The sequence below is a fragment of the Streptomyces mirabilis genome, assembly GCF_039503195.1.
Taxonomy (GTDB): domain Bacteria; phylum Actinomycetota; class Actinomycetes; order Streptomycetales; family Streptomycetaceae; genus Streptomyces; species Streptomyces mirabilis_D.
Genome location: NZ_JBCJKP010000001.1, coordinates 7,948,491 through 7,974,586, shown reverse-complemented (window position 1 = coordinate 7,974,586; position 26,096 = coordinate 7,948,491). Strand labels below are relative to the sequence as shown.

Here is a 26,096-nt window from a genome sequence, read left to right as displayed (position 1 = left end):
GCGTTCACCGGACCGGGTCAGTTGCTCTGGACGTGTCCCAGGAGGTCGCGGGCGAAGTTCCCCACCGTGGTGCGCAGTTCGGGGTCGTGGGCGACGTAGACCACGACCCCGACGATGACGATCAGGACCAGGAGACCGCGCAGGCCGCCGCCTCGGGCGCCGGTGTGCGGCACGGGGCGGTGCGTGTGGGGCGCCCCGGTGTGACGGGCGTGGGCCCGGGCCATGTCGTGCGCCGCGCGGTGGTGGCGTACGTGGTTCTGGTGGATCCGCTGGGCCTGCTGCGCTTGCTGCATCGCCTGCCAGGACGGGTCGGGCATCGTCTTCTCCCCCGGTGTGCTGCTGGTACCGGGGGACACGCGTGCGGAGCCGTCCGGGTTCCCGGCGGCGCGTCCTGTTGCTCGGCGCGCACGGAGCCGTGACGTCCGCCGGGGGAAGGCGACGTACCGGACCTAGTGGTCGGCGAAGTGCTCTCGCACGAGGGACTGGACGGCCGGGAGGTCCTGGGCCGTCAGGGCGTCCAGGAGGGCGAGGTGCTCGGCGGCGTCGGCCATGAGGTCCGCGCGGCCACGCGGGACGGGGCCGCCGACGAGGGGCCACTGGGCGCGGCGGTGCAGGTCGTCGGCGATCTGCACGAGCTGGTCGTTGCCGGCGAGGGCGAGGATCGCGTGGTGGAAGGCGCGGTCGCACTCGGCGTAGGTGGCACGGCACCCCGTGGATGCGGCACGCGCCGCCGCCTCGGCGAGCGGGCGCAGTTCGGCCCAGCGCGCGGCGGGCACCGTGCGGGCGAGGCGCAGCACCACCGGCACTTCGAGGAGGGCGCGGATCTCGGCGAGTTCGGCCAGCTCGCGCGTCCCGCGCCGGACGACCCGGAAGCCCCGGTTCGGTACGACCTCGACGGCGCCTTCGAGGGCGAGCTGCTGCATCGCCTCGCGTACGGGTGTGGCGGACACCCCGAAGCGTTCGCCGAGCACGGGCGCCGAGTACACCTGACCGGGGGCGAGCTCGCCCGCGACGAGGGCGGTGCGCAGGGCGTCGAGGATCTGCCCGCGGACCGAGGCCCGCTGGACCACGGGGCGCGCGGTCTCCATGGGGCGCGCGGCCTCGACAGGGCGCGCGGCCTCGACAGGGCGCGCGCTCTCCACGCGGGGGTGCGGGATGGGCGGCTCGCTGTGGGTGTGCTCGCCACGGGCCCCGGAGGCGGACCGGGACTCGTCCGAGGCCACGCCCCGCTCCCGCTCGACGTCCGCCGCCCGCGCCTGTGCGGGCACCCGGACGGACGCCGTACGGATGTCCGGGGCCGCCGACCCGGTGGAACCGCGCGCGCTCAGCGAACCGGCCTGCTCCACGGGGTCCTCCTCCGGGCTTGGTGGTACTTGGGGGTCATTGCGGCGGTTGTTACCCGTCCGTCAAGCACCATAGGCGCACATGGCCCCAGTTCAAACATCCGACATTGAGAGTAAGGTAAGCCTAACCTTTTAACGATCGTGAAGCGGGGTACCCGTATGTCCGCTCCCGCCCTGGCCACCGGCACCCTGGGCCTCACCGGCGCCCACCCCGCCCGCTCGGCCGTCACGGACGCGTACATCCGGCTGGCCGAGGTCTTTCCGGGGCTGAGCGTGCGGGAACTGGGACGCGGGGAAGCGGCCCCGGAGGGCGACGGCTGGGTCGGCGCCGCCGGGCTCGCGGCGGGCGGGGCGGACCTCGACACCTTCCTCGCCCGGGACGAGGCGCAGGTCATCAGGGACTACGGACAGCGGGCACGCCCGGACGTGGTGGCGAGCCTCGGACTGCACCGGTACGCCTGGCCGGCCTGTCTGCTGATCACCGTGCCGTGGTTCCTGCTGCGCCGGGTGCCCCGCCTCCCTGTGGAGCGCGTCACATTCCAGCGCGCGCTCGGCCGGATGGCGGTCCGGGTCGAGGAGTTCGCCTGCCTGCCGGGCGACCCGGCGGCCCGGCTGCCCGGCGCCCGGGTCGTCCCGGACGAGGAGGCGCTGCGGGCCGAGGTGCGGGCGGCGGCGGCCGAACACCTGGAGCCGGTCCTCGGCGGCTTCGGCCCGCGCACGCGGCGCCGTGGCCGGGCTCTGTGGGGCATGGCGACCGACGAGGTCGTCGAGGGGCTCTGGTACGTCGCCGGACTGCTCGGCGAGGAACGGCGCGCGCGGCGCGAGCTGGAGCTGCTGCTGCCGGGGACCACCCTGCCGTACGTCGGTTCCGCCGCGTTCCGTGAGCTGAGCGGCCCGAACGGGGCATCCCTGCCCACCCGCGACCGGGTGAGCTGCTGCTTCTTCTACACCCTGCGTCCCGAGGAAACCTGCGTCAACTGCCCGCGCACCTGCGACACGGACCGCATCGCCAAGTTGTCGGCCACCGCGACGGATTGAGCCCCGCCCCGCCGTACGGACGGGCCTCCCGGGTGCTCTAAGATCAACTCCGATTGAGACTCCCGACGGGTGCCCGACAGATGACAGGCACTTCACAAATTCCTCACTTGTCGCAGGAACTTTCCGTAGAACCATCCGTACGGGTAATCTTATTCGCACTCAGCTCCCGTCCCTCGTGCGGCAGTTCGAGCAGAATGTCGCCCTGCGCATCCCCTTGCACTCTCTTGGCGGCCTCTTGCCCCGAAACCCCCTGAGGGTCGACGGGCGTGGGCCAATATGGCGGGCGTTACGCCCTATCCCAATGCAAGGGACCCCAGATGAGATTGACCGACATATCGCTGAACTGGCTGCTTCCGGGCGCCGTTTTGCTCCTGGGACTGCTGGCGGCGGTGGCGGTGCTCGCGCGCAGCAAGCGGTCCGGGGAGAACGCGAGCAGCAACAACGACGACTCGTGGGAGCGCAGCGAGGAGCGTCGCAGGCGCAAGGAAGCCGTCTACGGCACGGCCTCCTATGTGCTGCTCTTCTGCTGTGCCGCGGTCGCCGCGGCACTCTCCTTCCACGGCCTCGTCGGCTTCGGCCAGCAGAACCTCGGACTCACCGACGGGTGGGAGTACCTCGTCCCGTTCGGTCTGGACGGCGCGGCCATGTTCTGCTCCGTCCTCGCCGTGCGCGAGGCCAGCCACGGTGACGCGGCGCTCGGCTCCCGGATACTCGTGTGGACCTTCGCCGGTGCCGCCGCCTGGTTCAACTGGGTGCACGCTCCGCGGGGTGTGGATCACTCGGGCGCTCCCCAGTTCTTCGCGGGCATGTCCCTGTCGGCCGCCGTGCTGTTCGACCGGGCGCTGAAGCAGACCCGCCGTGCCGCGCTCCGTGAGCAGGGCCTGGTCCCGCGTCCGCTGCCGCAGATCCGTATCGTCCGCTGGCTGCGCGCGCCCCGTGAGACGTACAGCGCCTGGTCGCTGATGCTCCTGGAGAACGTCCGCACGCTGGACGAGGCGGTCGAGGAGGTCCGCGAGGACAAGCGCCAGAAGGAGCAGAACCGTCTGCGTCGGCGGAACGAGGAGCGGGTCGAGCGGGCGCACCTCAAGGCGCTCAGCCGCGGTCACCGGGGCCTGCCCGGCCGTGGTGGTGGCGGTGGCCGGCAGCAGCTGGAGACGACCGTGGAGCGTGCTCCCGCGCAGGCCACCGCGGAGCCTGCCATAGCGCCGGAGCTGCCCGTACGCTCACGGCCCTCCCTTCAGCCCGTCCGCAAGAGTGGTGACCCGATCACCGTCGATCTCACCGCGGAGGACGACACCATGGCCCTGCCGCGACTCGACTCCCTGGAGCGCAAGCTCAAGGACCTGGAGCAGCAGTTCGGCTGAGACACCGGGGCGGTCCGGCCGTTGAACGGCCGGACCCCGGACAGGAATTACGGCGGCGCGGTGACTACACCGCGCTGCCGTCCAGTTCGAACCAGACCGACTTGCCCACGCCGTGGGGGCGTACCCCCCAGGCGTCCGCGAGTGACTGGACCAGGACGAGGCCTCTGCCGTGCGTACCGTCGTCGGCGATCGGTACCCGCAGTCTGGGCCTGCGTCCCACGAAGTCCCTCACCTCCACGCGGAGTCCGCGGGGTCCGACGGTGGCCGTCAGGACCGCGTCATGGTCGGTGTGGATGAGGGCGTTGGTGACGAGTTCGCTGGTCAGCAACTCGGCTATCTCGGACTTCTCCGGCTTCCCCCAGTGCCGTAAGAGTTCCCTCAGCGCCCTGCGGGCCTCTGGCACCGCCCGTAGGTCGGCCCTGGCCAGCCGCCGCCTGAGCTGCGCGGCGGTCGGTTCCCTCGTACCGTCGGTCGCTTCTTCCTCCACTGCCTGTGCCGAGGAGGCCCCGATGGCCACGGGACCGCCTCCTCGTACCTGCCTCTTCATGACCCCCGCCTGCATGCCGATGTCGGGTTCCCCTCCTGATCGAACATGTTCACGGGAATCCATGCCCCATCGGGGACGCGGCAGTCATGCCGAATGGTCAACCACCAGCCAATCCCGAGCGGAAGCACGGCGTCGCGCCGCAACGGTGGCTCGTGGGGCGCCGCCGCCCCTACGTCAGGGCTCTCCGGGGCCGGGCCCGCGCGACGGCCATCCGCCCCGTGGAAAGCCCTGCTTGCCCTGCTCAACGCCTGTTGAGGCGCACGGTTCGGCCCCGGCGCACGGCGGCGGCACACCCGGCGGACCCGCACCACCCGGCGCCTCCCCCTCCCGGGCGACGTGTTGACCACGGGCGCTCGGCCCATCTACCGACTCTCGGCTGCGGGTATGGCCGTACTCGACGGAAAATCGGCGCGGCGGCCCGGGCTCGGTGGTGGTGTCGCCGCTCCGCTTACGGAGCTCGGTGGCGGGCCGAGGGAACGGTCAAGGACGCGGCACGTTGCGCAGGTTGGAGCGGGCCATCTGCACCATCCGACCGACGCCCCCGTCCAGGACCATCTTCGACGCCGACAGGGCGAACCCGGTCACCATCTCCGCGCTGATCTTCGGCGGGATGGACAGGGCGTTGGGGTCGGTGACGACGTCGACGAGGGCGGGGCCCTTGTGCTTGAAGGCGGCCTTCAAGGCGCCGGTGAGGTCCTTGGGCTTCTCGACGCGCACGCCGTACGCCCCGCACGCACGCGCGACGGCCCCGAAGTCGGGGTTCTTGTTCGTGGTCCCGTACGAGGGCAGCCCGGCGACCAGCATCTCCAACTCGACCATGCTCAGGGCGGAGTTGTTGAAGAGGACGACCTTCACCGGCAGGTCGTACTGGACGAGGGTGAGGAAGTCGCCCATCAGCATGGCGAACCCGCCGTCTCCGGACATCGAGACGACCTGTCGGCCCCGGTCGGTGAACTGGGCGCCGATCGCCATCGGCAGCGCGTTCGCCATCGAACCGTGCGAGAACGAACCGATGACCCGGCGGCGGCCGTTGGGCGAGATGTAGCGGGCCGCCCACACGTTGCACATCCCGGTGTCGACCGTGAACACCGCGTCCTCGTCGGCGAGTTCGTCGAGGACGGAGGCCACGTACTCCGGGTGGATCGGCACGTGCTTCTCGACCTTGCGCGTGTACGCCTTGACGACACCCTCGAGCGCGTCCGCGTGCTTCTTCAGCATCTTGTCGAGGAAACGACGGTTCCCCTTGGGCTTCACCCGGGGCGTCAGACAGCGCAGGGTCTCCTTCACATCGCCCCACACCGCGAGATCCAGCTTGGAGCGGCGGCCCAGGCGCTCGGGCCGGACGTCGACCTGGGCGATCTTGACGTCGTCCGGGAGGAAGGCGTTGTACGGAAAGTCGGTGCCGAGCAGGATCAGCAGGTCGCACTCGTGGGTGGCCTCGTAGGCGGCGCCGTAGCCGAGCAAGCCGCTCATACCGACGTCATACGGGTTGTCGTACTGGATCCACTCCTTGCCTCGCAGCGCGTGTCCGACCGGGGACTTGATCTTCTCCGCGAACTCCATGACCTCGGCGTGCGCGCCCGCCGTGCCGCTGCCGCAGAAGAGCGTGATTCTGTCGGCCTCGTCGATCATCGCGACGAGCTCGTCGATCTCGGTGTCGCCGGGACGGACCGTGGGCCGGGAGGTGACGAGGGCGGTCTGCAGGGCCTTGTCCGGGGCGGGCTCGGAGGCGATGTCGCCGGGGAGGGAGACGACGCTGACACCCGACTGGCCCACCGCGTGCTGGATGGCGGTCTGCAGGAGCCTCGGCATCTGCTTCGGGTTGGAGATCATCTCGTTGTAGTGACTGCACTCGCGGAAGACCTGGTCCGGGTGGGTCTCCTGGAAGTAGCCGAGGCCGATCTCGCTGGAGGGGATGTGCGAGGCGAGGGCGAGAACCGGGGCCATGGAGCGGTGGGCGTCGTACAGACCGTTGATGAGGTGGAGGTTGCCGGGGCCGCAGGAGCCGGCGCAGGCGGCGAGCTTGCCGGTGATCTGGGCCTCGGCCCCGGCGGCGAAGGCGGCTGTCTCCTCGTGCCGGACGTGGATCCAGTCGATCGCCGCGTTGCGCCGGATCGCGTCCACCACCGGGTTGAGGCTGTCGCCGACGACGCCGTACAGGCGCTTGACGCCCGCACGGACGAGGATGTCGACGAACTGCTCGGCGACGTTCTGCTTGGCCATGCTGCACGCACCTCTTTGTGGTCCATGGATCCCGCGGGTCCCTATTCGTCCGTCGGGTCCATGAATTCACACGGTGCGCCGTTACGCCTCCCAAACGGCCGCGACGGTCCGGTCGTCGGCGTATCCCTTGACCCGTACCTGGGTGTCGGCCAGGAACGCGGCGAGGCCGGGCGGCTCGGCCGCCGACCACCGTTCCGTCAGGTGCTCGCACAACTGTGGCTCCCCGCGCAGGGGCTCCGCGAGGCCGCCGGTGCACAGCAGCAGCGTGTCACCCGGTCGGGCGACGGAGGCGCGGAAACGGAAGGGTTCGCGGGGGGGTTCGGGGGCCGGTTCGTACGGACTCGGGGGCGTGGTGATGCCCAGGTCCATGGTGAGCCGGTCGCCCTCGGGGGTCTCGTGCGGCAGCGATCCGAAGCCGACCACGGCCTCACCGGTGGTCTCGGCGACCCGCGGCTCGATGTCCTGCCACTCGCCGTCCCGCAGCCGGAACAGGCCGCCGTCGCCGACCCCGAAGAAGACGCGTGTACGGCACTCGGGGTCCCCGGTGAGCAGCAGGCAGCGCAGCCCGGCGGTGTACTCCTCGGGTTCGACGCCCTGTTCGGCGGCGCTCGCGCGCAGCTTGCCGAGACTGCGGTCGGTGAGCCGGTGCAGGCCCGACTTCAGGTCGCCGCGACGGGCCGCCCTTATGTCCTCGGCCAGCCGCGCGTGGCTGCGGCCCACGGCGCGCCCGATCCACCGGCACGCCTCGGCCGCCGCCCGGTGCGCGCCGGGGGTCGCCCGGGCGCCGGTCGCCATCGCCACCAGTACCAGCGCGTGCTCGCCCGCTCCGAAGCGGGCGGTGAGCAGGGAGTCCCGGCGGGGCTCGCCCCTGAAGCGGGCGGAGTCGCCGCGCACGGAGGCCGCGCGCAGGGTGCTCGCCCCGTAGCGCGCCCCGTCCAGGACGGTGTCGGCGACCAGGTCGTCGAGGTCGTCCGGATCGGCGGGCGGGAGGGCGGTGGGCTCGGCGTCGTAGGTGGGCGGGCCCGAACCGACGTGGTCGACGGGGGGTGGCTGGTGGGGGGCGGTGAGAACCGGCTCGGGGAGGGCGTCCTCGGGGGCGGCCGCGCCGGGCGGGGCGGGATCCGGCGGCCCGGTGGGGCGCGGCGGCACCGCCGCGCCGGGCGACTCCTTGGACGTATTGGACGTACGGCCACGGAGCGACTCGGCGTGGAACCCGGGCGGCGTCGGTCCCGGCGGAAAGGTCGCGGGGGTCGGCGGGTCGGCGGGCGGGGGTCCCCAAGGAGGCAAGGGCTCTTCACCACCCCCCGAGGAGCGGGGATCCACACCCCCCCGTGAGAAACCGGTCGCCTCCCTGCTCCACCACGGGCCGGGCTCCGCATCGGCCGACGAGAGGCCGGGATCCTCCTCGCTCCCCGAGGGGCCCGGGTACCCGCTGCTCCACGAAAGGCCCGGGTCCCCGCCGCCCCGGGAGAAGCCGGATCCCTCCCCATCCCCCGGGAGGCCCAGGTCCCCGCCGCTCCGCGAGGAGCCGCGGCCTCCGCCGCTCCACAAGGGACCGGAATCCTCCGCGCTCCCCGGGCGACCGACACTCTCCCCGCTCCCCGAAGGGACGGCGCCCTCGATCTCCGAGGGGTCCGGAGCGGCATCGGCGCTCGTCGAGGGGGGCAGGTTCTCGGCGGGTCCTGTCGGGCCGAGGAAGGGGTCCGGTGGGTCGGACCGGGGCTCACGGTCCCAGCGGGCGGGGCGCCGGCCCAGTGCCTCGTCGCGCGGGGTGGCGCCGTCGCCCCGTTGCTCGGGGACGACGGGAGGCCCGTCCGGCTCGGGTGGCGCGGACCCCGATCCCACCGTCCCCGCGGCCGACGCGAAGCGGTCGTCGAGGGAATCGGCCGCGGGCGTGGGCCCCGTGTCCCCGGTGGCGTCGTACAGCTGCCCCCACCAGTCGTCCTCGTGACCGGTAGGCCTCTCCCCCTGCTGGCTCATGCCCCTAATTGTCCACCGCGAGAGCCGGATGAAAACGGGGCATCCGGAAAAACCGGCCACGGGACTGGTAGTCGAACGGCATATCGGGTGATGTGTCGAACGGCCATACGGGTGGAGAGGGTTGACGAAACGTCGGACGCCACGTCGACATGGACGCCGCGTCGAAGCCGCCGGACGATTCCACCCCCCACGGGAGAACCGCCCGGCGGCGCCCTGAGTGTGACCTGCTTCCCTGAGGTTCTCCCTGTGACGCGCGCTGCCGCGCTCCCCAAGGCGCCACTCCCAAGATCACGCCGCCCGGTCCGCGCAGGCCGGTCTGGCCCAAGCCGGTCATTAAGGGCGGCTGTTGCTGCCGCGGTGCCGTGAGCTTGGCAGAGTTACGGGTGCTGCGGCGATGATGTGCCGAGGCGGGTTTGCGCCGTGGCTGATTTCCGCCAGGTCACGGCCGGAACGGGATTTGGGGAGGGCATCGCCGCATGCTGGGAGCGATAGGTCTGGACGAGACGCACGAGTCGGCGTACCGCGCACTGGTGTCCGTGGGCGCCGCCGACGTGCCCGACCTCGCGCGGCGGCTCACACTCGGCGAGCACGACACCGAGCGCACCCTGCGCCGACTGGAGCGGCACGGTCTCGCGGCCCAGTCCTCGGGCCGCCCGGGACGTTGGGTCGCGGCGCCGCCCGGCGTCGCCCTCGGCGCACTGCTCACCCAGCAGCGGCACGAGCTGGAGAAGGCGGAACTGGCGGCCGCCCTGCTCGCCGAGGAGTACCGCGCCCAGGCCACCGAACCCGCCGTGCACGACCTGGTGGAGGTGGTGATCGGAGCGGCGGCGGTCACCCAGCGGTTCCTCCAGCTCCAGCTCGGCGCGGCCACGGAGGTGTGCGCGCTGGTCACCGGGAACCCGATGGTGGTCTCAGGGATGGACAACGACGCGGAGGAACAGGCCGCGGGACGGGGCGTCGGTTACCGCGTGGTGCTCGAACGCGCCGTACTCGACCAGCCCACCGGCCTCACCGAACTGTCCGCCGCGCTCAGCCGGGACGAGCAGGTACGGGTCGTGGACAAGGTGCCGACCAAGCTGGTGATCGCCGACCGGTCGCTCGCGATGGTGCCGCTCACCTCGCACACCGCGGAGCCCGCCGCCCTCGTCGTGCACGCCAGCGGGCTCCTGGAGCTGCTGTCGGGGCTGTTCGAGTCGGTGTGGCGGGACGCGCTGCCGCTGCGGCTCGGCAGCCGGGGTGTCAGTGAGCAGGAGCCGGACGGCCCCGACGTCACCGACCTGGAGATCCTCTCCCTGCTGCTGGCCGGGCTGACCGACGCGAGCGTCGCGAAACAGCTCGACCTGGGCCTCAGGACCGTACAGCGCCGGGTGAAGCGGCTGATGGAGCTGGCGGGCGTCACGACCCGGCTCCAGCTGGGCTGGCACGCCTACGAGAAGGGCTGGGTGGCCCGCGACTGACCTGCGCTTTCGCGCCCGCTCAGTCACCCTGGGCAGATGGGAGCGTGGGAACTCCTGCTGGTCGGCGTGGTGATCGTGCTCGGCCTGTGCGGAGTACTGGTGCCCGGTGTGCCGGGGTCGTGGCTCGTCTGGGCCGCGGTCCTGTGGTGGGCCCTCACCGACCCACGGGCCCTCACCTGGGGCGTACTGGTGGGCGCGACCGTGGTCCTGGTGCTGGCCCAGGCGATCCGCTGGGGGCTGCCGCCCCGACGGCTCCGGGAGGCCGGGGCCACTCCCCGCATGGGCGTGTACGCCGGGGTCGGGGCACTGCTCGGTTTCATTCTGCTGCCGGTGGTCGGCGCGGTCGCGGGCTTCCTCGGCGGGATCTATCTCTACGAGCGGCCACGGCTGGGCGGGCACGGCCGGGCGAAGGCGGCGGTGGGGACGGTCATGCGGTCGGGCGGCTGGAACGTCCTGACGGAGCTGATCGCCTGCCTGCTGGTCACGGCCGCCTGGCTGGCCACGGTGATCTGGGGCTGACCCACGCTCGTCAGCGCGGGCAACACATCGGATCTCTCACTTCATATTGACGGGCTGCAGCCACTTCTCTACGTTGCATCGCGGGATAGCTCCGATGAATCGATCGAATTGCCCGAAGTGCAGTCGCTAGAGCCGCCTGGAGGCACCCGCATGCCCAGCCCGTCCAGACGTACCGTCCTCGCCACCGGATCCGCCCTCGGCGGCACCCTGCTCGCCGGAGGCCTGCCCGCCCAGGCACGGGCGGCCGATCACGCGGACACCTCCGACCCCTGGCGTACCGTCCTCGACGACGCCGATCTGGTCTGGCAGCGGATGCCGAAGACCTGGTACGAGGGCCCCTACCTCGGCAACGGCTTCCTCGGCTCCGGGATCTACGCCGAACCGGGCACGGAGACCGGTTCCTTCTCGGCCGTACGCTTCAACGTCCAGCACTCCCAGGTGCAGGACCACCGCCCCGAGTTCGGCTCCCTCTTCGGCCTCGCCCGCCTGCCCATCGGCTGGTTCACGCTGGAGCCGGTCGGCGCGATCACGGGCCTGGACTGGCGGCTCGGCCTGCGCGACGCCGAACTGACCGGCACGCTCACCACGGACCAGGGCACGCTCACGCTCCGCGCCCTGGTGCACAGCTCCCGCTCGGTCCTCGCCGTCGAGGTGACCCCCAGCGAGGGCGAGCGCGACTTCCGCTGGGTCTTCCACCCGGCGGACGCGATCAGCCCGCGCGCCGACTTCAAGCCCCTCCCGGACGGCTACCAGGGCAACCCGCCCGCCGAGGTCGCCACGCACGACGGCGTCTCCGCCGCCGTACAGCCCCTGCTGTCGGGTGGACAGCATGTGACGGCGTGGCGGGAGCGGACGCGGGGCAGCACACGATCCCTGTACGTGCATGTCGCGCACTCGTATCCCAAGTCCACGGCGCTGGGCCGGGCGCTCGCCACCGTGCGCGGGGCGTCGGCGCTGCCGTACGACCTGCTGGCCGGAACCCACCGTGCCTGGTGGCACGCCTACTACCGCAAGAGCTTCCTCTCCCTCCCCGACGCGCGCATCCAGCGCTTCTACTGGATCCAGCTCTACAAGGCGGCGTCGGCGGCCCGGCGGGACGCGCCCGTGATGGCGACCAGCGGCCCCTGGCTGGAGTCCACGCCCTGGCCCAACACCTGGTGGAACCTCAACGTCCAGCTGGAGTACTGGCTGATCCACGGCTCGAACCATCTCGAACTCGACGCCGTGACCCGGGCGTTGAGCGAGTTCCGGGGCAATCTGTCGAAGGAGGTGTCGGACCGGTACCGCGCCGACTCGCTCGGCATCCCGCGCACCACGGACCCGCAGCTCGTCAACGGCGCGGCGGGCACCCTCACCGGCTACGGCGTCGGCATCCCCGGCCAGGACCCGCCCACTCCCGAGGTCGGCAACCTCACCTGGGCCCTGCACAACGTGTGGCTCAGCTACCGCCACACCATGGACGAGTCGATCCTGCGGGACGTCCTCTTCCCCCTGCTGCGCAAGGCGGTCAACTACTACCTGCACTTCCTGGAGCCGGGCACGGACGGGAAGTTGCACCTGCCCGCCACCTTCTCCCCCGAGTACGGCGGCAACTCGCGCGACTGCAACTACGACCTGATGCTGCTGACCTGGGGGTGCCGTACCCTGCTGGAGTCGGCCCAACGCCTCGGACTCGACGACGAGTTGGCACCACGCTGGCGCGAGGTGCTGGCCAAACGGGTGGCGTACCCGACCGACGCCAACGGCTTCATGATCGGCGCGGACATCCCCTTCGCGAAGTCGCACCGGCACTACTCGCATCTGCTCGCGGTGTACCCGCTGTACGAGCTGACCGGCCGCACCCCCGACGAACGGGCCCTGATCGAGAAGTCGTTGGCGCACTGGGTGGGCTTCGAGGGCGCCCTTCAGGGCTACACCTTCACGGGCGCCGCCTCGATGTCCGCGCTGCTCGGCAAGGGCGAGGACGCTCTCAAGTACCTCGGCCAGCTCATGACCCGCTTCATCCAGCCCAACACCATGTACAAGGAGTCGGGCCCGGTCATCGAGACCCCACTGTCGGCCGCCCAGTCCCTGCACGACATGGTCTGCCAGTCCTGGGGCGGCGTCGTCCGGGTCTTCCCGGCCCTGCCCGCCGAATGGGCGGACCTGACGGTCCACGACTTCCGCACCCAGGGCGCCTTTCTGCTCAGCGCGGTACGGAAGGGCGGTGCGACCCGCTGGGTCCGGCTGGTCAGCGAGGCGGGCGCGCCCTGCGTCGTACGGCACGGCATCGGTGGCGCGATCGACGTGCGGGACGGGCGGGGACGGCAGCTGCGGTACGAGACGGTGGGCGAGGGGACGATCCAAGTCACCCTGCGCCGTGGCGAGTCGGCGCTGATCACCGCCAAGGGCGACCGCCCGGACCTGACCGTCACGCCGGTACGGCCGAACGCGGACGCTCCCCGGTGGGGGCTGCCCGCCTAGAGAAGGAGCGTGTCAAGGTCGATGTCGTCGGCCAGCGCCCGCATCCCCGTGTCGTTGAAGTGGAGGTGGTCGCCGGGGTCGTAGGCGGGGAGAATGCGGTGCGGGTCGGCCGGGTCGCGGACGGCGGCGTCGAAGTCCACGACCGCGTCGAAGAGATCGGCGTTGCGGATGAAGGCGTTGACCGTCAGCCGGATCGCCTCACGGCGCTCCGTATAGGCGCTGTACCCGCCGTACGGGGTGATCGTGGCGCCGACGACCCGGATCCCGCGGGCGTGGGCGCGCTCCACGATCCGGCGGTACGCGTCCTCGATGGCGAGGGGATCCTTCTGCTCGGGCGTGCCCTTGATGTCGTTGATGCCCTCCAGCACGATCACCGCGCGCACCCCGGCGCGGGAGAGCGCGTCGGCGTCGAGACGGGTCAGGGCGCTCGGGCCACCGTTCTCCAGCAGGAGGCGGTTTCCGGAGATCCCCGCGTTGAGGACACCGAGCCGGCGGTACGCGGGCAGCGTGCGCAGACGGGCTGCGAGCAGGTCGGGCCAGCGGCGGTTGGCGCCGTACGTCGAGCCGGTGCCGTCGGTGAGGGAGTCCCCGAGCGCGACCACGCTGCCCGCGGCGGGAGCGCCGAGTACGTCGACGCCGGTCACGTAGTACCAGTTGTCGAGGGTGACGGTGTACGCGGTGCCGGGCTCGTCGGCGGTCCGGTCCCCTTCGCGGGCCAGGAAGTTGGCCTGGAATGCGGAGCGGTGGTAGGTCGCCGGGCCGGAGTCGGCGGGGGTGTGGACCGAGATCAGGAGGTTGGCGTCGGCGGGAACCGGGAGGTCGACGGGGTCGCTGACCATGTCCTGCCCCACGGGGACCGTCACGGATCGGCGGCCGGCGAACGTGGCGACGCGCAGCGATCCCGGGGCGGCGTTCGGGCTCATGGGACTGCCCCACTCCTGCAACGCGACCGTGACGGCATCGAGCTGGAGCGGCGCGCTGCCGAGCCGGTTGGAGACGCGGACGCGGGCGGCGCTGCCGCCGACGCTGGTGTGTACGACGTTGCGGATCGAGGCGCCGGGCAGGGCGGGGGCGGTTCCGGAGGGGGCGGTCTCCCAGGTGCCGGTCCAGCGGGCCTGGTCGTCGTCGTGGGCGGTGAGAGGGGTGGACCCCGCATGGGCGCTCGCGGCCGGCGGGACGAGCGCCAGAACGGTCACCAGGACGGTGAGGAGATGGCGAGCCTTGATCACGCGGGTCATGCGGTATCGCTTCCCTGCCCGCCGGGCCCGTCAACGAAAGGTCACACCGTTGGCCGTGCGGTCTCACCCGCACCACTGATTCGTAGGACCTATCGTTCGATCGTCCCGAACAGAGCGACGTCCGAACCCCTTTGGGGCGGGAGACCTAGGACCAGGACCCGATGCGCTCCGCGCACGGGCGTGTTTGGCTGCGTCCATGACCGAATTCAGCGAGGCGGAACGTGCCTACCTCACCACGCAGCGGCTGGGTCGGCTGGCCACCGTCGACGCCCACGGGCAGCCGCAGGCGAACCCCGTCGGCTTCTTCCCGCAGGACGACGGGACGATTCTGATCGGCGGTTACGCGATGGGCACCACGAAGAAGTGGCGCAACCTGCAGAAGAACCCGAAGGTGGCGCTCGTCGTCGACGACATCGTCAGCCACCAGCCGTGGAAGGTGCGCGGCATCGACATCCGGGGCGAGGCCGAACTCCTCACCGGCCCGCACGACTTGGGTCCGCACTTCAGCGAGGAGCTGATCCGTGTCCATCCCCGGCGCATCCACAGCTGGGGCCTGGAGGACTGACCGGAGCCCTCGACGGCGCTTGGTAGGGTCACCGACCATGACCGCCACGGAACCCACCGTCCTGGCCACGTCGGGTGGTCACCGCGTCGGCGACCGCACCTGGCTGACCTTCGACGCACTCGTCCACCACGCCGTCGAACTGTCGGGCGTGCACGGGCGCCGGCCCCGGGTCATGTATGTCGGTACCGCGATCGGCGACGCCGAGCACTTCGCCGCCCGGATGAGCGAGGCGGCTCGCGTGGCGGGCTTCGACCTGACGCCGCTGCGCCTCTTCCCCATGCCCAACTTCGATGACATCGAGGCGGCGGTGCTGGAGCAGGACGTGGTGTGGGTGACGGGCGGTTCGGTGGCGAACCTGCTCGCCGTGTGGCGCGTGCACAAACTGGACGCGATCCTCCGTCGCGCCTGGCAGGCCGGGGTCGTCCTCAGCGGGGTGAGCGCCGGATCGATCTGCTGGTTCCAGGGCGGCACCACCGACTCCTTCGGCCCCGAACTGCGCCCGCTCACCAACGGTCTCGGCTTCCTGCCGTACGGCAACGGCGTCCACTACGACACCGACCCCGGCCGCCGCCCGCTGGTCCACCGGCTCGTCGCCGAGGGCACGCTGCCGCTCAGCCACTGCACCGACGACGGCGTGGGCCTCGTCTACCGCGGCACCGAACTCGTCGACACCGTCAGCGAGACACCGGGCAAGGGGGCGTACGTCGTCCGGCGCGAGGGGGACCGGGCGGTCGAGGAGCGCGTGGAACCGCGCCTGCTCCCGGCACCGCGGCACTGACGTTCCCGACGGCCGCCCGGGGGCCTCACTCCAACTCCCCAGCCGCCCTGAGGTGTTGAACGGCGTACGAGCGCCACGGGCGCCACGCGTCCGGCACGTCCACGCCCGGCGGCACCACGTCGGGGTCGCCGAGCGCGCGCGTACGGATTTCGGCGGCGGTACGGCCGTCCAGCCCCGGCAACGCCAGCAGCGCCTCCTGCGCCTCGTCGCGCTCCGCGCCCGCGTCCAGCCGCAGGGTGCCGTCGGCGAGGGCGGTGGTGAGCGCGCCGAGGGGGCCGTCCGGCTCGGCCTCCGCGAGGACGGCCGGCTCCGGGAACACATGGGTGAGCGTGCCGCTCGGGGCGTCCAGCGCCTTCCCGTACCGCCGCACCAGCCGCTCGGCCTCCGCCCGCCCCACCAGTGCGCGCACGGCCAGCTCGTCCGGATCGGCGGCACCCGGCGAGCGAAGGCCGGGGCGCGCGGCGACCAGCGGGGCCAGCCGGGGATCGGCGCCCAGCCGCTCGTCGACGGCGTACGGATCGGCGTCGAGGTCGAACAGCCGGCGCAGGCGCTGGACGGCGGTGGTGAGGTCGCGCAGGTCGGTGAGGTGGAGCCGGGCGTCGAGCCAGCCGCGTGAGCGTTCGTCCACCGCGACGATTCCGGTGCCGTACGGGAGGCGGAGGGTGCGGCGGTACGTACGGCGGCCGGGGGTGCCGTCGATGTCCTCGACCCCCGGGACCGCCTCGTGGGCGAGGAGGTCGAAGACGGCGGCGGACTGGTACGGGCCCCGGTGGGCGAGGCGCAGGGGGATCCCGGCGGTGGGGGTGACGGTGCGCCGGGTTCCGGTCCCGCTCCGTGGTGCGGCGGCCGCGCGCAGTTCGCTCGGCGTCGAGGCGTACACCGCGCGGATCGTGTCGTTGAACTGGCGGACGCTGGCGAACCCGGCCGCGAACGCGATCTCCGTGATCGGCAGGCCGGTGGTCTGGAGCAGGACGCGGGCGGTGTGGGCGCGCTGGGCGCGGGCGACGGCTACGGGGCCCGCGCCGACCTCGGCGGTGAGCTGCCGCTGCACCTGGCGGGCGCTGTATCCGAGCCGGACGGCGAGCCCTCCGACGCCCTCCCGGTCGACCACGCCATCCCCGATGAGGCGCATGGCGCGCCCTACGACGTCGGCCCGCACGTTCCACTCCGCGGAGCCGGGAACGGCGTCCGGGCGGCATCTGCGGCAGGCTCGGAATCCCGAGCTCTGCGCCGCGGCGGCCGTCGTGTAGTACCGCACGTTCTGCCGCTTCGGCGTCACCGCCGGGCAGCTGGGCCGGCAGTAGATCCGGGTCGTCTCCACCGCGAAGAAGAACTCCCCGTCAAACCGGGCGTCCCTGCTCCGTACCGCCTCGTACCTGGTCTCCGCGTCCATCACACCCACCAGTCTGCGCCGCCCCCGCTCCATCGACTGGCGGCTTTCAGACACAACACTCAACCAAAACCTGATCCCGCCCCCACCGCCCCTACCCGTCCCATCCCCAGGGGCTCCGCCCCTTCCACCCCACCGGGGGCTTCGCCCCCCCGGACCCCCGCATCGGCCTGAACGGCCTCGTCCTCAAACGCCGGACGGGCTGAAGATCCGGGGCGAAGCCCCCGCCTCAGGGGCGCGAGGAACTGCGCGACCAGCCCCCACCGGACCCGCAGCCGAAGAACTTCGGACGGGCGGAGGACGTGGGGCGCAGCCCCACCCTCAGGGGCGCGAGGAACTGCGCGACCAGCCCCCACCAGGCTCGCAGCCGAAGAACACACCCGGGGGGCCTGGGGCGCAGCCCCGGGACGCCGTTCCGCGTGGGCTCAGTGCCAACGACCCCGTTTGGCGTCCATCGCCGCCCTCCCCTCCGCCCCCTTCCGCTTCCAGTCCCGTCGAATCTCCGCCCGCACCCGCGCATCCGTCTTCGCGACGATCCGCTGGTTCTCCCGCAGCAGCTTGCGATAGCTGGCGAGACGGCGTTCGGGAAGGACGCCGGAGTCGACGGCGGCGAGCACCGCGCAGCCGGGCTCCGCTTCGTGTGCGCAGTCGTGGAAGCGACAGTCGGCGGCCAGGCCCTCGATCTCGGAGAAGACCTGCCCGACGCCGGTCTCGGCGTCCCAGAGGCCGACCCCGCGCAGTCCGGGCGTGTCGATGAGGACACCCCCGCCGGGGAGGGCGAGCAGGTTGCGGGTCGTCGTGGTGTGGCGGCCCTTGCCGTCCACGTCACGCGCGGCCCGTACGTCCATCACGTCCTCGCCGATCAGTGCGTTGGCGAGGGTCGACTTGCCCGCGCCGGACTGTCCGAGGAGGACGGACGTGCCGCCCGACAGCACCGCCGCGAGTACGTCAAGACCCTCCCCGGCGCTGGAGCTGACCGGCAGCACCGGGACCCCGGGCGCCGTCTTCTCGACGTCCTGGACGAGGTGTCCGAGCGTCGCCGCGTCGGGCACGAGGTCGGCCTTGGTGAGGACGACCAGGGGCTGCGCACCGGACTCCCAGGCCAGCGCGAGGAATCGTTCGACGCGGCCGAGGTCGAGTTCCAGGGCGAGGGACACGGCGACGACGGCGTAGTCGACGTTGGCCGCGAGGATCTGCCCCTCGGAGCGCTTGGAGGAGGTGGAGCGCACGAAGGCCGTACGGCGCGGCAGATACGTACGCACGTAGCGCGGGTTGCCGGCGGGTTCGACGGCGACCCAGTCCCCGGTGCACACGACCCGCATCGGATCGTTCGGCGTCACGAACGCGGTGTCCGCGCGCAGCACCCCGTCGGTGGTGACCACGTCGCACTGACCGCGGTCGACCCGGATCACCCGCCCGGCCAGCAGCCCTTCGGTGGCGTAGGGGGCGAACTCGTCCGCCCAGACGTCGTCCCAGCCGTAGGGAACGAGCGCGGCGAACGGTGAAGAGGGGAAAGCGAGAAAAGCGGAAGTCAAGGGAGACCCTTCACAAGGGCGGCCCCGGCACGCGCGCTCGGGCGCGGAGAGAAGAGGAAGGTCAGCCGGCGGCCACGGAGGTGGACTTGATGAACTTCTGGATGCGGGCAGCGCCCATCTCGAAGACAGCCATCGGTCACACCTCCCGGACATGCACCAGACGTGCACGAGTCACCCGCGGCACCCCTCGGTCACCGCTCGAACAGCCACGACCATAGAGGCACACGCCCCGCGGCGCCATCGAATTACGGCGTACCCGGCCGCGATCCCGGGCCGGGCTGCCCGCTGATCCGCGGCAGTGCCTGTTCGGCCCAGATCACCTTGCCCTGGGGGGTGTACCGGGTGCCCCAGCGCTCGGCCATCTGCGACACCAGGAACAGGCCGCGGCCGCCTTCGTCCATGGTCGCCGCGTACCGCAGATGCGGCGAGGTGCTGCTGCTGTCGGACACCTCGCAGATGAGCGTACGGTCGCGGATCAGCCGTACGTGGATCGGCTCGGAGCCGTAGCGCATGGCGTTGGTGATGAGCTCGCTCAGGACGAGTTCCGTGCTGAAGCCGAGCTCGGACAGGCCCCACTCGTCGAGCTTCTGGGACACGGTCTCGCGCATCCCGGCGACGGCCGCCGGGTCGAGCGGCACGTCCCAGTCGGCGATCTGGTCGGACGGCAGCCCCCGGGTGCGGGCGATGAGCAGGGCTACGTCGTCCTTGGGGCGGCCGGGCAGCAGTTCGTCCAGCACGGCCTGGCAGCTCTCCTCGGGCGACCGGTCGGGGTGGCCCGCCAGCGCGTCGCGCAGCAGTTCCATGCCCACGTCCAGGTCGCGTCTGCGGTCCTCGATGAGGCCGTCGGTGTACAGGACGAGCTGAGCGCCCTCCGCGATGTCCAGTTCGGCGGTCTGGAACGGCAGGCCGCCCAGGCCGAGGGGAGGCCCGGTCGGCACGTCCACGAAGGTGACGGTTCCGTCGGGGTGGACGAGCGCGGGCGCCAGGTGTCCCGCGCGTGCCATGACGCAGCGGCGCGTCACGGGGTCGTAGATCGCGTACAGGCAGGTGGCGCCCACGACGCCCGCGGCACCGTCCGTGTCCTGCTCGTCCTGGTCGATGCGGCCGACCAGGTCGTCGAGATGGCTCAGCAGCTCGTCGGGGGGCAGATCGAGGGTGGAGAAGTTGTGCACCGCGGTCCGCAGCCGCCCCATCGTGGCGGCGGCGTGCAGGCCGTGGCCGACCACGTCGCCGACGGCCAGCGCCACCCGGCTCCCCGGCAGGGGAATCACGTCGAACCAGTCCCCGCTCACGCCCGACTGGGCGGGCAGGTAGCGGTAGCCGACGTCGAGGGCGCTCTGCTCGGGCAGGGCCCGCGGCAGCAGGCTGCGCTGGAGGGTGACCGCCACCGCGTGCTCGCGGGTGTAGCGGCGGGCGTTGTCGATGCTGACCGCGGCCCGGGCCACCAGTTCCTCCGCCAGCGACAGCTCCTCCTCGTCGAAGGGCTCGTGCTGCTTGGCGCGCCAGAAGTTGGCCACGCCCAGCACGACACCGCCGGCCTGGATCGGGGCGGCGATGAGGGAGTGGATGCCGTAGTCGATGATCTCCTTGGTGCGCTCCGGGTCCTGCGCGTGCCAGCCCGTGGCGGTCGACAGGTCCGTCACCAGTTCGGAGCGGCCGCTGCCGTAGCCGCGTGCCTGGGGTGTGGAGGGCACGAAGTCGATCAGCCGACCCCTTTCGTAGAGCGGATGGTCGTTGCGGATGCCGCACACGGCGATGCGTCGCAGGTCCGTCGCCGTGGTGGCCGGCTCCTCGCCGTGCAGCACGGCGTCGGCCAGGTCGACGGTGACGAAGTCGGCGAAGCGGGGGACGGCGACCCGCGCCAGTTCGTCGGCGGTGCACCGCACGTCCAGGGTGGTGCCGACGCCGAGTCCGGCGTCGTACAGCAGCTTGAGCCGCTCCCGTGCGACCTCCGCCCTGCCGGTGACCGCCTGGAGCTCGGTGGAGTCGCGCAGCGTCACCACCGTTCCCTCGATGCCTCCGTCGCGCCCGGTGGGCCGCTGGTTGACCGCCAGCAGCCGTTCCCCGGCGAAGTGCACCTCGTCGGTGGCCTCGCGCCCGGAGACGAGCAACTCCACCGTCTCGGGTTCGAGGCTCGACAGCTGCGACACGAGCCGCCCCTCGGCGTCGGGGGGCAGCTCCAGCAGCCGTCTGGCCTCGTCGTTGGCCAGCAGCAGCCGCCCGTCGCCGGCGACGATGAGCACTCCTTCGCGTACGGAGTGCAGCACCGTGTCGTGGTGGTCGTACATGCGGGTCATCTCGTCCGGGGCCAGGCTGTGGGTCTGCCGTCGCAGCCGCCTGCCCACCAGTGCCGTCACCCCGGTGGACACCACGAGTGCCCCGGCCCCGGCGCCCAGGATGATCGGTAGTTGCCGGTTCACCTCGCTGGTCACGTTCTTGACCTTCAGACCGGCCGACACCAGGCCCACCACCTTGCCCCTGGCGTCGTCGACGGGGACGGTGGCCTGCACCTCGTGACCGAGCGGGCCGTGGACGCTCTCCGTGTAGACCTTCCCCGCCAGCGACGGCCCGATGGTGCCCACGAAACGCTTTCCGATCCTGCTCGGCAGGGGGTGGGTGTAGCGGATGCCCTTGGTGTTCATGACCACGATGAAGTCGACCCCGGCGGCCTTGCGGGCCGCCTCGGTGAGCGGCTGGAGGATCTTGCTCGGGTCGGGGGTCCGCAGTGCCGCCACGAGCCCGGGAGAGTGGGCGAAGGTCTCCGCCGTGGCTATGGAGCGGCGCTTGGCCTCGGCGGTGGTGTCCCGCTCCGTCTGCAGGGCAAGGGCGAACACACCGCAGGCCACGAGCAGCACGACCAGCGCCACCTGAAGAACGAACACCTGCCCGGCTACGCTTCGTGGGCTCCTGCTGACCAGCGGCCTGAGTGAAAAGCGTCGAAAACCGGCGAATCGTTTCGCCATGTGACCTTTCTAGCACTGGTGATCCCGAGCGGCCATGGCCCACCCGTGGCCCATGATCGCCCGGGGACGCGCCCGACCGCCGAGGGCGGCGGCACGAGCGCGACTGGTGGCATCTCTCCGCTGCCGTCTCGGGGGACGATCAACGGGAGGGACGGGATGACGAATGATCTCCGGTTCGGTCGGGAACTGAGCGGCACTGGTCGGGCGACCTGCCGCATCGCGGACAGCTCTTCGCAGTGGCAGGACGTTGTCGGCTACCGCACCGATGCCCTGGCCGACCTGCTCCATGGTGTCGCGGGTCTCCACGGCACCGTCGCCGTCCACGCTTCTCCTTCGACCTCGAACCGGCCGAAGTGAGTCCTCCAGCACGACGGGTGTGCACGTGAGCACGATATGGCGTTTCCGTAGCCCGGACACACCTGGGGTTCACAGGACGATCAGGACGATGGTGATGAGCACGGCGATGACGGAGAAGCCGACTCCCATCACGCAGCCCGGGTTGTTCGTCAGGTCGGAGAGCCGGGACGTGAGGGTGGGAGGTCTCGGCGGGGTGGAGGAGGGTTCCGGGGCCGTCGTGGGGTCCGGGACGGTGTAGGGCGCGTGGGAGGCGGAGGGCGGCTGCGGGGCAGCGGGCGACGGCTGGGCGGAGGGGGCTCGCTCGCCCCGGCTGAGCACGTCGCGCAGGATCTGCTGCCACAGGACCGGCGGCAGGTCGGGGACCTGGCCGTTCGCGGGGGCGATGATGCTCTGGCGGAGCCAGTTGCCCCCGGTGGGGTGGCTGTCCCGGGTCATGCGGTGGAGCAGCTCGCGCAGATCGCGCAGATAGCGCTCTTCCCGGGCCAGCGGGGCGACGGCCCACGTGAAGAGGTCGGCGGCCCGGGTGACCATGGCCGTCCTGGACACGGGTTCCGGGCCCTGTCCGTACGGCGTGAAGTACAGGCCGTTGTGGAGCACCTCCGCACACAGGTCGTGCCGCATCTCCGGTCGGCGCTCCTGGAGGCGGTGCTCGTTCCCCAGCTCGTCGAGCAGGAGTTCCACGGACTCCGGCGGCAGGTCGGCGGAGCGCAGCTCGCCCAGGAGCAACTCGTCGGGCAGGGTGCGCAGACGCGCCGCCAGGAGACTGCGTTGCATGGGGTTCCCGCGCCGATGGTCAAGGAGGTCCTGGTGCAGCCCGTACGCCTCGACGGCGGGAGTCCGGACCGGCGCCTGGACCGGCGTCCGCAGCGGGCGCGGAGGGGCCATGGGGGAGAATCCTCGGGTGCCGGGGGCGCGTAGGTGTCCGGATACGGGTCCGAGTACACATCCGGGCGCGGGTCCGAGTACACATCCGGGCGCGGGTCGAGGTGCGGGTCGGGGTACGGGTACGGCTTCGGGAGCCGCTGCGGGGGCGTCGTCTCGGCCCGTTCCCGGTCCTCGCCTCCCTCGTCCCCCTCCCCGACCGGGCCCGGTTCCGCGGAACGGGGCGCGGGTGCGGGCGCGTCGGCGCGCGTGCCGGTCCGGCGGTCGGTGCTGAGGATCTCGTGCAGCAGGACGCGCCGCCGCGCCCACTCCAGCCCCGCGCCGCCGGCGAGCTCGTCGACCAGCTGGGGCACCCCGGCGGCGGCGTCGGGATGCGCGCGGAGGCGGTCGAGAAGGTGGTCCACCAGTCGGGCGGCCGCCTTGTGCTCGAACCGTGGGGTGACCCGACGGCCCGTGACCCGGGCCAGTGGACCGGCCCCGCCCGCGTCCGGCTCCCAGTGCGGGACGCACGTCAGACGCAGCTGATGGGTGTCCACCGTGTCGTGGGTGGCGAACGTCCACTCCTGCCCCAGCCAGCGCCCGAAGAGCAGGAACAGCCCCAGATACGCCACCGGCACGCTGTCCTGGTCCGGCCAGCCGGGCTGCCCCTTCTCGTCCGCGAGCAGCGACACCCGCTGCGCCGGATCGCGCAGCCACTCGGCGGCGACCAGGATCAGCGCGTGCTTGACCGCCGGAAGCAGCTCCAGCATGGCCGGGAGCCGCTTGCGCGCCAGCGCGTCGAGCTGGGCGCACTCGATCACGCGCAGGCGTCCGGAGGCCTTCTCGGCGGACTCCCGGCTGCCCCAGCCGCCGTAGGAGAGGCCGAGGCACTGGCGGATCTTCAGAGTTCCGGGGTCACCGATCAGGACATGGCTGATCGTGCTGGGCCGGCCGCCGCGGTCGGTGGTGGGCCAGCGCTGGACGAGCATGACGTCGCCGTCGCGGGACAGGGTGCGTACGACGCTCTGCCGTGAGGCGGCCGTACCGGACACCCACAGCAGCGGGCCCAGTTCCCGGCCCAGTTCCTCGGCGCGTTCGGCCGGACAGGAGTGCGCGACGGCCTTCATGCCGGTGCCCTGGCGGCCCTGGTTGCCGTCCCAACGGAAGACGACCTGGTGCACCGAGCCCCCGATGCCGCCACCGCCCGGCCCGTGCGCGCCGGCCTGCTCCCCGTGGGCGGCCGGACTCCTCCGATCCGGGTAGTCGCTCACTCGATCCTGGAAGTCGCTCACTTCGCCTCACCTCGCGCGGATCCCGCGGCTCCCACCGCTCCCCCGGTTCGTCCGGCCCTCGCCGACGGCACCGCCTCGAACGCGGGCGCCTCTCCCACGGCGAACGCCTCGGCGCCGCCCGGCACTTCCACCATCCCGTGCAGCGCCAGCAGCGCCAGCAGCGGCTCCAGCACCCGCCGGGGCCCCGCCCCCGCCGGATAGCGGCCCTGTTCCTCCTGGCCGCCGGTGGCCGACGCGACATGCAGGGTGCACCGGCGGATCGCGTCGAAGGGGCGCAGCCAGGCCGGCCCGGCGTGCTGTCGCAGCAGCCCGTACACGTCCCGGCTCTCCTCACGCGTCCGTTCGGGGTCGAGCGAGGTGGCCGGTGCCCGGCCCAGCCACCGGTCGACGGGCGGCTGGAACCGCAGGAGGTCCGCCTTGCCGAGCACCATCGCGGCGGCCACGTCCAGATACGGTCCGTTCTTCGGCAGCCGGTCGAGGACGGTGCCGAAGGCGAGGTCGCCGTCCCGGTTCACCTCGACACCCCAGCGTTCCCTGGCGTGGTCCAGATGGGGCAGCGGAAGAGCCAGCGCCGGATCGACGACGAAGATCAGCGCGTCGATCCCGAGCAGGAAGCGTAGCGCGGCATCGGTCCGTACGAGGTCCTCGCCGCCGAGGTCGAAGAAGGCGACCGGACGTACCTGCCCGTGGGCGTCGGTGATGAGGAGGGACTCCACGAAGCGCGCGAAGCCGTCCAGGCCGAGGGCACCGGTGTGGTCGAGGACCTTGCCGTTGCGCAGCGGCTGCACCCGTTCCCGTACGAACCGAGCGTGCTGCTCCGGGTTGACGGACTGCCACTTCAGGCCGAACGGCTCCAGGCCGCCGTCGGTGATCTCCGCGATCATCTGGGTCAGCAGATGGCTCTTGCCGGTGGACGACTGGCCGACCATCGCGACGGTCAGGGGGCGGCCGTAGGTGAGGTAGGGCACCGGGATGAAGTGCTCGGGGAAGTCCCGGTCCGCGGTGCACTTCTGGACGGCACCGCGCATGACGTCCTGGCGGCGCAGGGCGTTGCCGATCGTCGAGACGTCCAGCGGCTTGTACTGCATCCTGCTGTCGGTGACGAAGAGCTGGGCGAGGTCGAGCTGGATGTGCTCCAGGCAGTACGGGCACAGCACCTGGCCGTCGCTGCTGCGCCCGGCCGGTGTCCCGGGCCCCTGGTGGGTGACGGGTGCCTGCCGCTTGAGGCGCAGCGCCCGCTCGAACGCCTCCTGGTGCGCGCGGGTCTCGTCGGCGGGCACGGTGAGCGTGACGCGCCGGGCGGCTCCCGGCGCCAGCAGGTCGAGCAGTTGGGCGGGGGTCGGCCGGTCGGCGGCCAGCGGGGCGAAGGCGCCCCGCAACGTCTCGGCGAGCACGCGGTGTTCGCCGAGGTCGGTGGGTGCCCGGTCACCGGGGCCGGGCCGGCCGGTCACCAGCTGGTAGAGCACCTGGGCTGCGCTCCACACCGCGTCCCGGGGGTCGACGAGCCCCTCGCCCCTGCGCTGTTCGGGCGAGCAGTAGGGTGCCCTGCCCCACCGGGTCCTCGGCCGTCCGGTACGAGCCGCCCCCTCCAGTCCCCAGAGCTGGACCGAGGCGCCGTCCCAGAGCACGGTGGCGGGCGAGATGCCCCGCAGCACCAGCTCCTGGCTGTCCAGCAGGCACAGGGCGAGCATCAGGTCGCGGGTGAGGACCCGTTGGTCGGTCGCGGACATCACATGGGTACGCGCGAGGGCGGCGCCGCGCGGCGCGGCGTACAGCAGGAACGGCTCGGCCGCGTCCAGTTCGTAGCCGACGATCCTCGGGAAGAGCGCCGTGTACTCCGTGTCGTCGAGGGCCCGGTGCAGGTGCAGGGCGGTGCCCGCCTCCGCGTCGAGCAGGGCGCGCGCGGCCGGGTTGGCCGCGTCGGCGGCGTTCAGGCGGACCTGGACGCACTGCTGCCCCTCGTCGTCGAGCAGTCCGTTGCGGATCAGCTGGGGCAGCAGCGGATCGCGGCGGGACTCGGGGCCGAAGCGGACGGGGGCGACCCGGCGCCGGCCCGAGGGGACGGTGAACGCGAGCGTCTTCCAGCGCGGACCGTCCGGCTCCGTCAGGTGGGGATGCGAGGTGCTGGTCACCAGCGGTTGCCGTCCTCTCGGTCGTACGGGTGCGCCGGGCCGGGGTACGGG

Annotated in this window: 20 protein-coding genes; 8 read left to right on the top strand and 12 right to left on the bottom strand. The window is 72.1% G+C overall.

All coding sequences use genetic code 11. From position 1 onward, the window contains the following. Positions 1-17: 17 nt before the first annotated feature. Positions 18-317 (bottom strand): hypothetical protein, encoded by a 300-nt coding sequence (locus AAFF41_RS36245; protein ID WP_319750934.1) that lies wholly within the window; start codon positions 315-317, stop codon positions 18-20. A gap of 132 nt (positions 318-449) precedes the next feature. Then, positions 450-1,346 (bottom strand): GntR family transcriptional regulator, encoded by an 897-nt coding sequence (locus AAFF41_RS36240; RefSeq protein WP_388409176.1) that lies wholly within the window; start codon positions 1,344-1,346, stop codon positions 450-452. Positions 1,347-1,502: 156 nt separating this feature from the next. Here AAFF41_RS36240 and AAFF41_RS36235 point away from each other — a divergent pair, with 156 nt between their 5' ends. Further along, entirely contained in the window at positions 1,503-2,381 is an 879-nt protein-coding gene (locus tag AAFF41_RS36235) for a (2Fe-2S)-binding protein (protein ID WP_319750935.1), read from the top strand. A gap of 317 nt (positions 2,382-2,698) precedes the next feature. Next, complete coding sequence (locus AAFF41_RS36230; protein WP_319750936.1) at positions 2,699-3,745, top strand: DUF2637 domain-containing protein; 1,047 nt, start codon at positions 2,699-2,701, stop codon at positions 3,743-3,745. A gap of 64 nt (positions 3,746-3,809) precedes the next feature. Here AAFF41_RS36230 and AAFF41_RS36225 read toward each other — a convergent pair whose 3' ends face one another. The 3 genes from AAFF41_RS36225 to AAFF41_RS36215 form a co-directional block, all read right to left on the bottom strand. After that, entirely contained in the window at positions 3,810-4,292 is a 483-nt protein-coding gene (locus AAFF41_RS36225) for an ATP-binding protein (RefSeq protein ID WP_343325269.1), read from the bottom strand. A 480-nt stretch (positions 4,293-4,772) separates the two neighbouring features. Continuing rightward, a complete protein-coding gene (locus tag AAFF41_RS36220) occupies positions 4,773-6,515 on the bottom strand; it encodes a pyruvate dehydrogenase (protein WP_319750938.1) in 1,743 nt (580 codons plus the stop codon). 81 nt (positions 6,516-6,596) lie between these two features. Then, on the bottom strand, positions 6,597-8,495 hold the full coding sequence (locus AAFF41_RS36215; RefSeq protein WP_343325268.1) for a PP2C family serine/threonine-protein phosphatase: 1,899 nt from the start codon (positions 8,493-8,495) through the stop codon (positions 6,597-6,599). 476 nt (positions 8,496-8,971) lie between these two features. On the opposite strand from AAFF41_RS36215, the gene AAFF41_RS36210 reads away from it, so the two are divergent. The 3 genes from AAFF41_RS36210 (at position 8,972) to AAFF41_RS36200 (ending at position 12,934) form a co-directional block, all read left to right on the top strand. After that, complete coding sequence (locus AAFF41_RS36210) at positions 8,972-9,952, top strand: helix-turn-helix domain-containing protein (protein WP_319750940.1); 981 nt, start codon at positions 8,972-8,974, stop codon at positions 9,950-9,952. Between the two features lie 36 nt (positions 9,953-9,988). Continuing rightward, entirely contained in the window at positions 9,989-10,471 is a 483-nt protein-coding gene (locus AAFF41_RS36205) for a DUF456 domain-containing protein (protein ID WP_319750941.1), read from the top strand. 150 nt (positions 10,472-10,621) lie between these two features. Continuing rightward, entirely contained in the window at positions 10,622-12,934 is a 2,313-nt protein-coding gene (locus tag AAFF41_RS36200; protein WP_343325267.1) for a glycosyl hydrolase family 95 catalytic domain-containing protein, read from the top strand. Here the strand turns inward: AAFF41_RS36200 and AAFF41_RS36195 are convergent. Further along, entirely contained in the window at positions 12,931-14,172 is a 1,242-nt protein-coding gene (locus AAFF41_RS36195) for an SGNH/GDSL hydrolase family protein (RefSeq protein ID WP_343325266.1), read from the bottom strand. The genes AAFF41_RS36200 and AAFF41_RS36195 overlap by 4 nt on opposite strands. A 196-nt stretch (positions 14,173-14,368) precedes the next feature. Here AAFF41_RS36195 and AAFF41_RS36190 point away from each other — a divergent pair, with 196 nt between their 5' ends. Together AAFF41_RS36190 and AAFF41_RS36185 are read left to right on the top strand one after the other, a co-directional pair. Beyond that, positions 14,369-14,737, top strand: coding sequence for a PPOX class F420-dependent oxidoreductase (locus AAFF41_RS36190; RefSeq protein ID WP_097286731.1), 369 nt, complete (start codon positions 14,369-14,371; stop codon positions 14,735-14,737). 37 nt (positions 14,738-14,774) lie between these two features. Then, complete coding sequence (locus AAFF41_RS36185; protein WP_319750944.1) at positions 14,775-15,515, top strand: Type 1 glutamine amidotransferase-like domain-containing protein; 741 nt, start codon at positions 14,775-14,777, stop codon at positions 15,513-15,515. Between the two features lie 25 nt (positions 15,516-15,540). Here the strand turns inward: AAFF41_RS36185 and AAFF41_RS36180 are convergent, their stop codons facing one another. The 3 genes from AAFF41_RS36180 to AAFF41_RS36170 all read right to left on the bottom strand — a co-directional run bounded on the left by AAFF41_RS36180 (position 15,541) and on the right by AAFF41_RS36170 (position 21,403). Then, the gene (locus tag AAFF41_RS36180) at positions 15,541-16,908 is read right to left on the bottom strand and encodes a bifunctional transcriptional activator/DNA repair enzyme AdaA (RefSeq protein ID WP_343326400.1); all 1,368 of its coding nucleotides are present in this window, start codon (positions 16,906-16,908) and stop codon (positions 15,541-15,543) included. A 422-nt stretch (positions 16,909-17,330) separates the two neighbouring features. After that, positions 17,331-18,440 carry a ribosome small subunit-dependent GTPase A gene (rsgA, locus tag AAFF41_RS36175; RefSeq protein ID WP_054236962.1) on the bottom strand — a complete coding sequence of 370 codons (1,110 nt, stop codon included), beginning with the start codon at positions 18,438-18,440 and terminating at the stop codon, positions 17,331-17,333. Positions 18,441-18,685: 245 nt separating this feature from the next. Further along, a complete protein-coding gene (locus AAFF41_RS36170) occupies positions 18,686-21,403 on the bottom strand; it encodes a SpoIIE family protein phosphatase (RefSeq protein ID WP_319750945.1) in 2,718 nt (905 codons plus the stop codon). A 156-nt stretch (positions 21,404-21,559) separates the two neighbouring features. Between AAFF41_RS36170 and AAFF41_RS36165 the strand changes: the two genes are divergently transcribed. Then, positions 21,560-21,760: a hypothetical protein gene (locus AAFF41_RS36165; RefSeq protein WP_319750946.1), complete on the top strand. Its 201-nt coding sequence runs from the start codon at positions 21,560-21,562 to the stop codon at positions 21,758-21,760. A gap of 69 nt (positions 21,761-21,829) precedes the next feature. On the opposite strand, the gene AAFF41_RS36160 is transcribed toward AAFF41_RS36165, so the two are convergent. The 3 genes from AAFF41_RS36160 to AAFF41_RS36150 are packed head-to-tail and all read right to left on the bottom strand — an operon-like array spanning position 21,830 to position 26,045. Next, positions 21,830-22,291 carry a hypothetical protein gene (locus tag AAFF41_RS36160; RefSeq protein ID WP_343325265.1) on the bottom strand — a complete coding sequence of 154 codons (462 nt, stop codon included), beginning with the start codon at positions 22,289-22,291 and terminating at the stop codon, positions 21,830-21,832. Next, positions 22,192-23,913 carry a hypothetical protein gene (locus tag AAFF41_RS36155; RefSeq protein WP_343325264.1) on the bottom strand — a complete coding sequence of 574 codons (1,722 nt, stop codon included), beginning with the start codon at positions 23,911-23,913 and terminating at the stop codon, positions 22,192-22,194. Before AAFF41_RS36155 ends, AAFF41_RS36160 begins: the two co-directional genes overlap by 100 nt. Beyond that, positions 23,910-26,045, bottom strand: coding sequence for a hypothetical protein (locus tag AAFF41_RS36150; protein WP_319750948.1), 2,136 nt, complete (start codon positions 26,043-26,045; stop codon positions 23,910-23,912). The genes AAFF41_RS36155 and AAFF41_RS36150 overlap by 4 nt, the downstream gene beginning before the upstream one ends. Between the last annotated feature and the right edge of the window lie 51 nt (positions 26,046-26,096).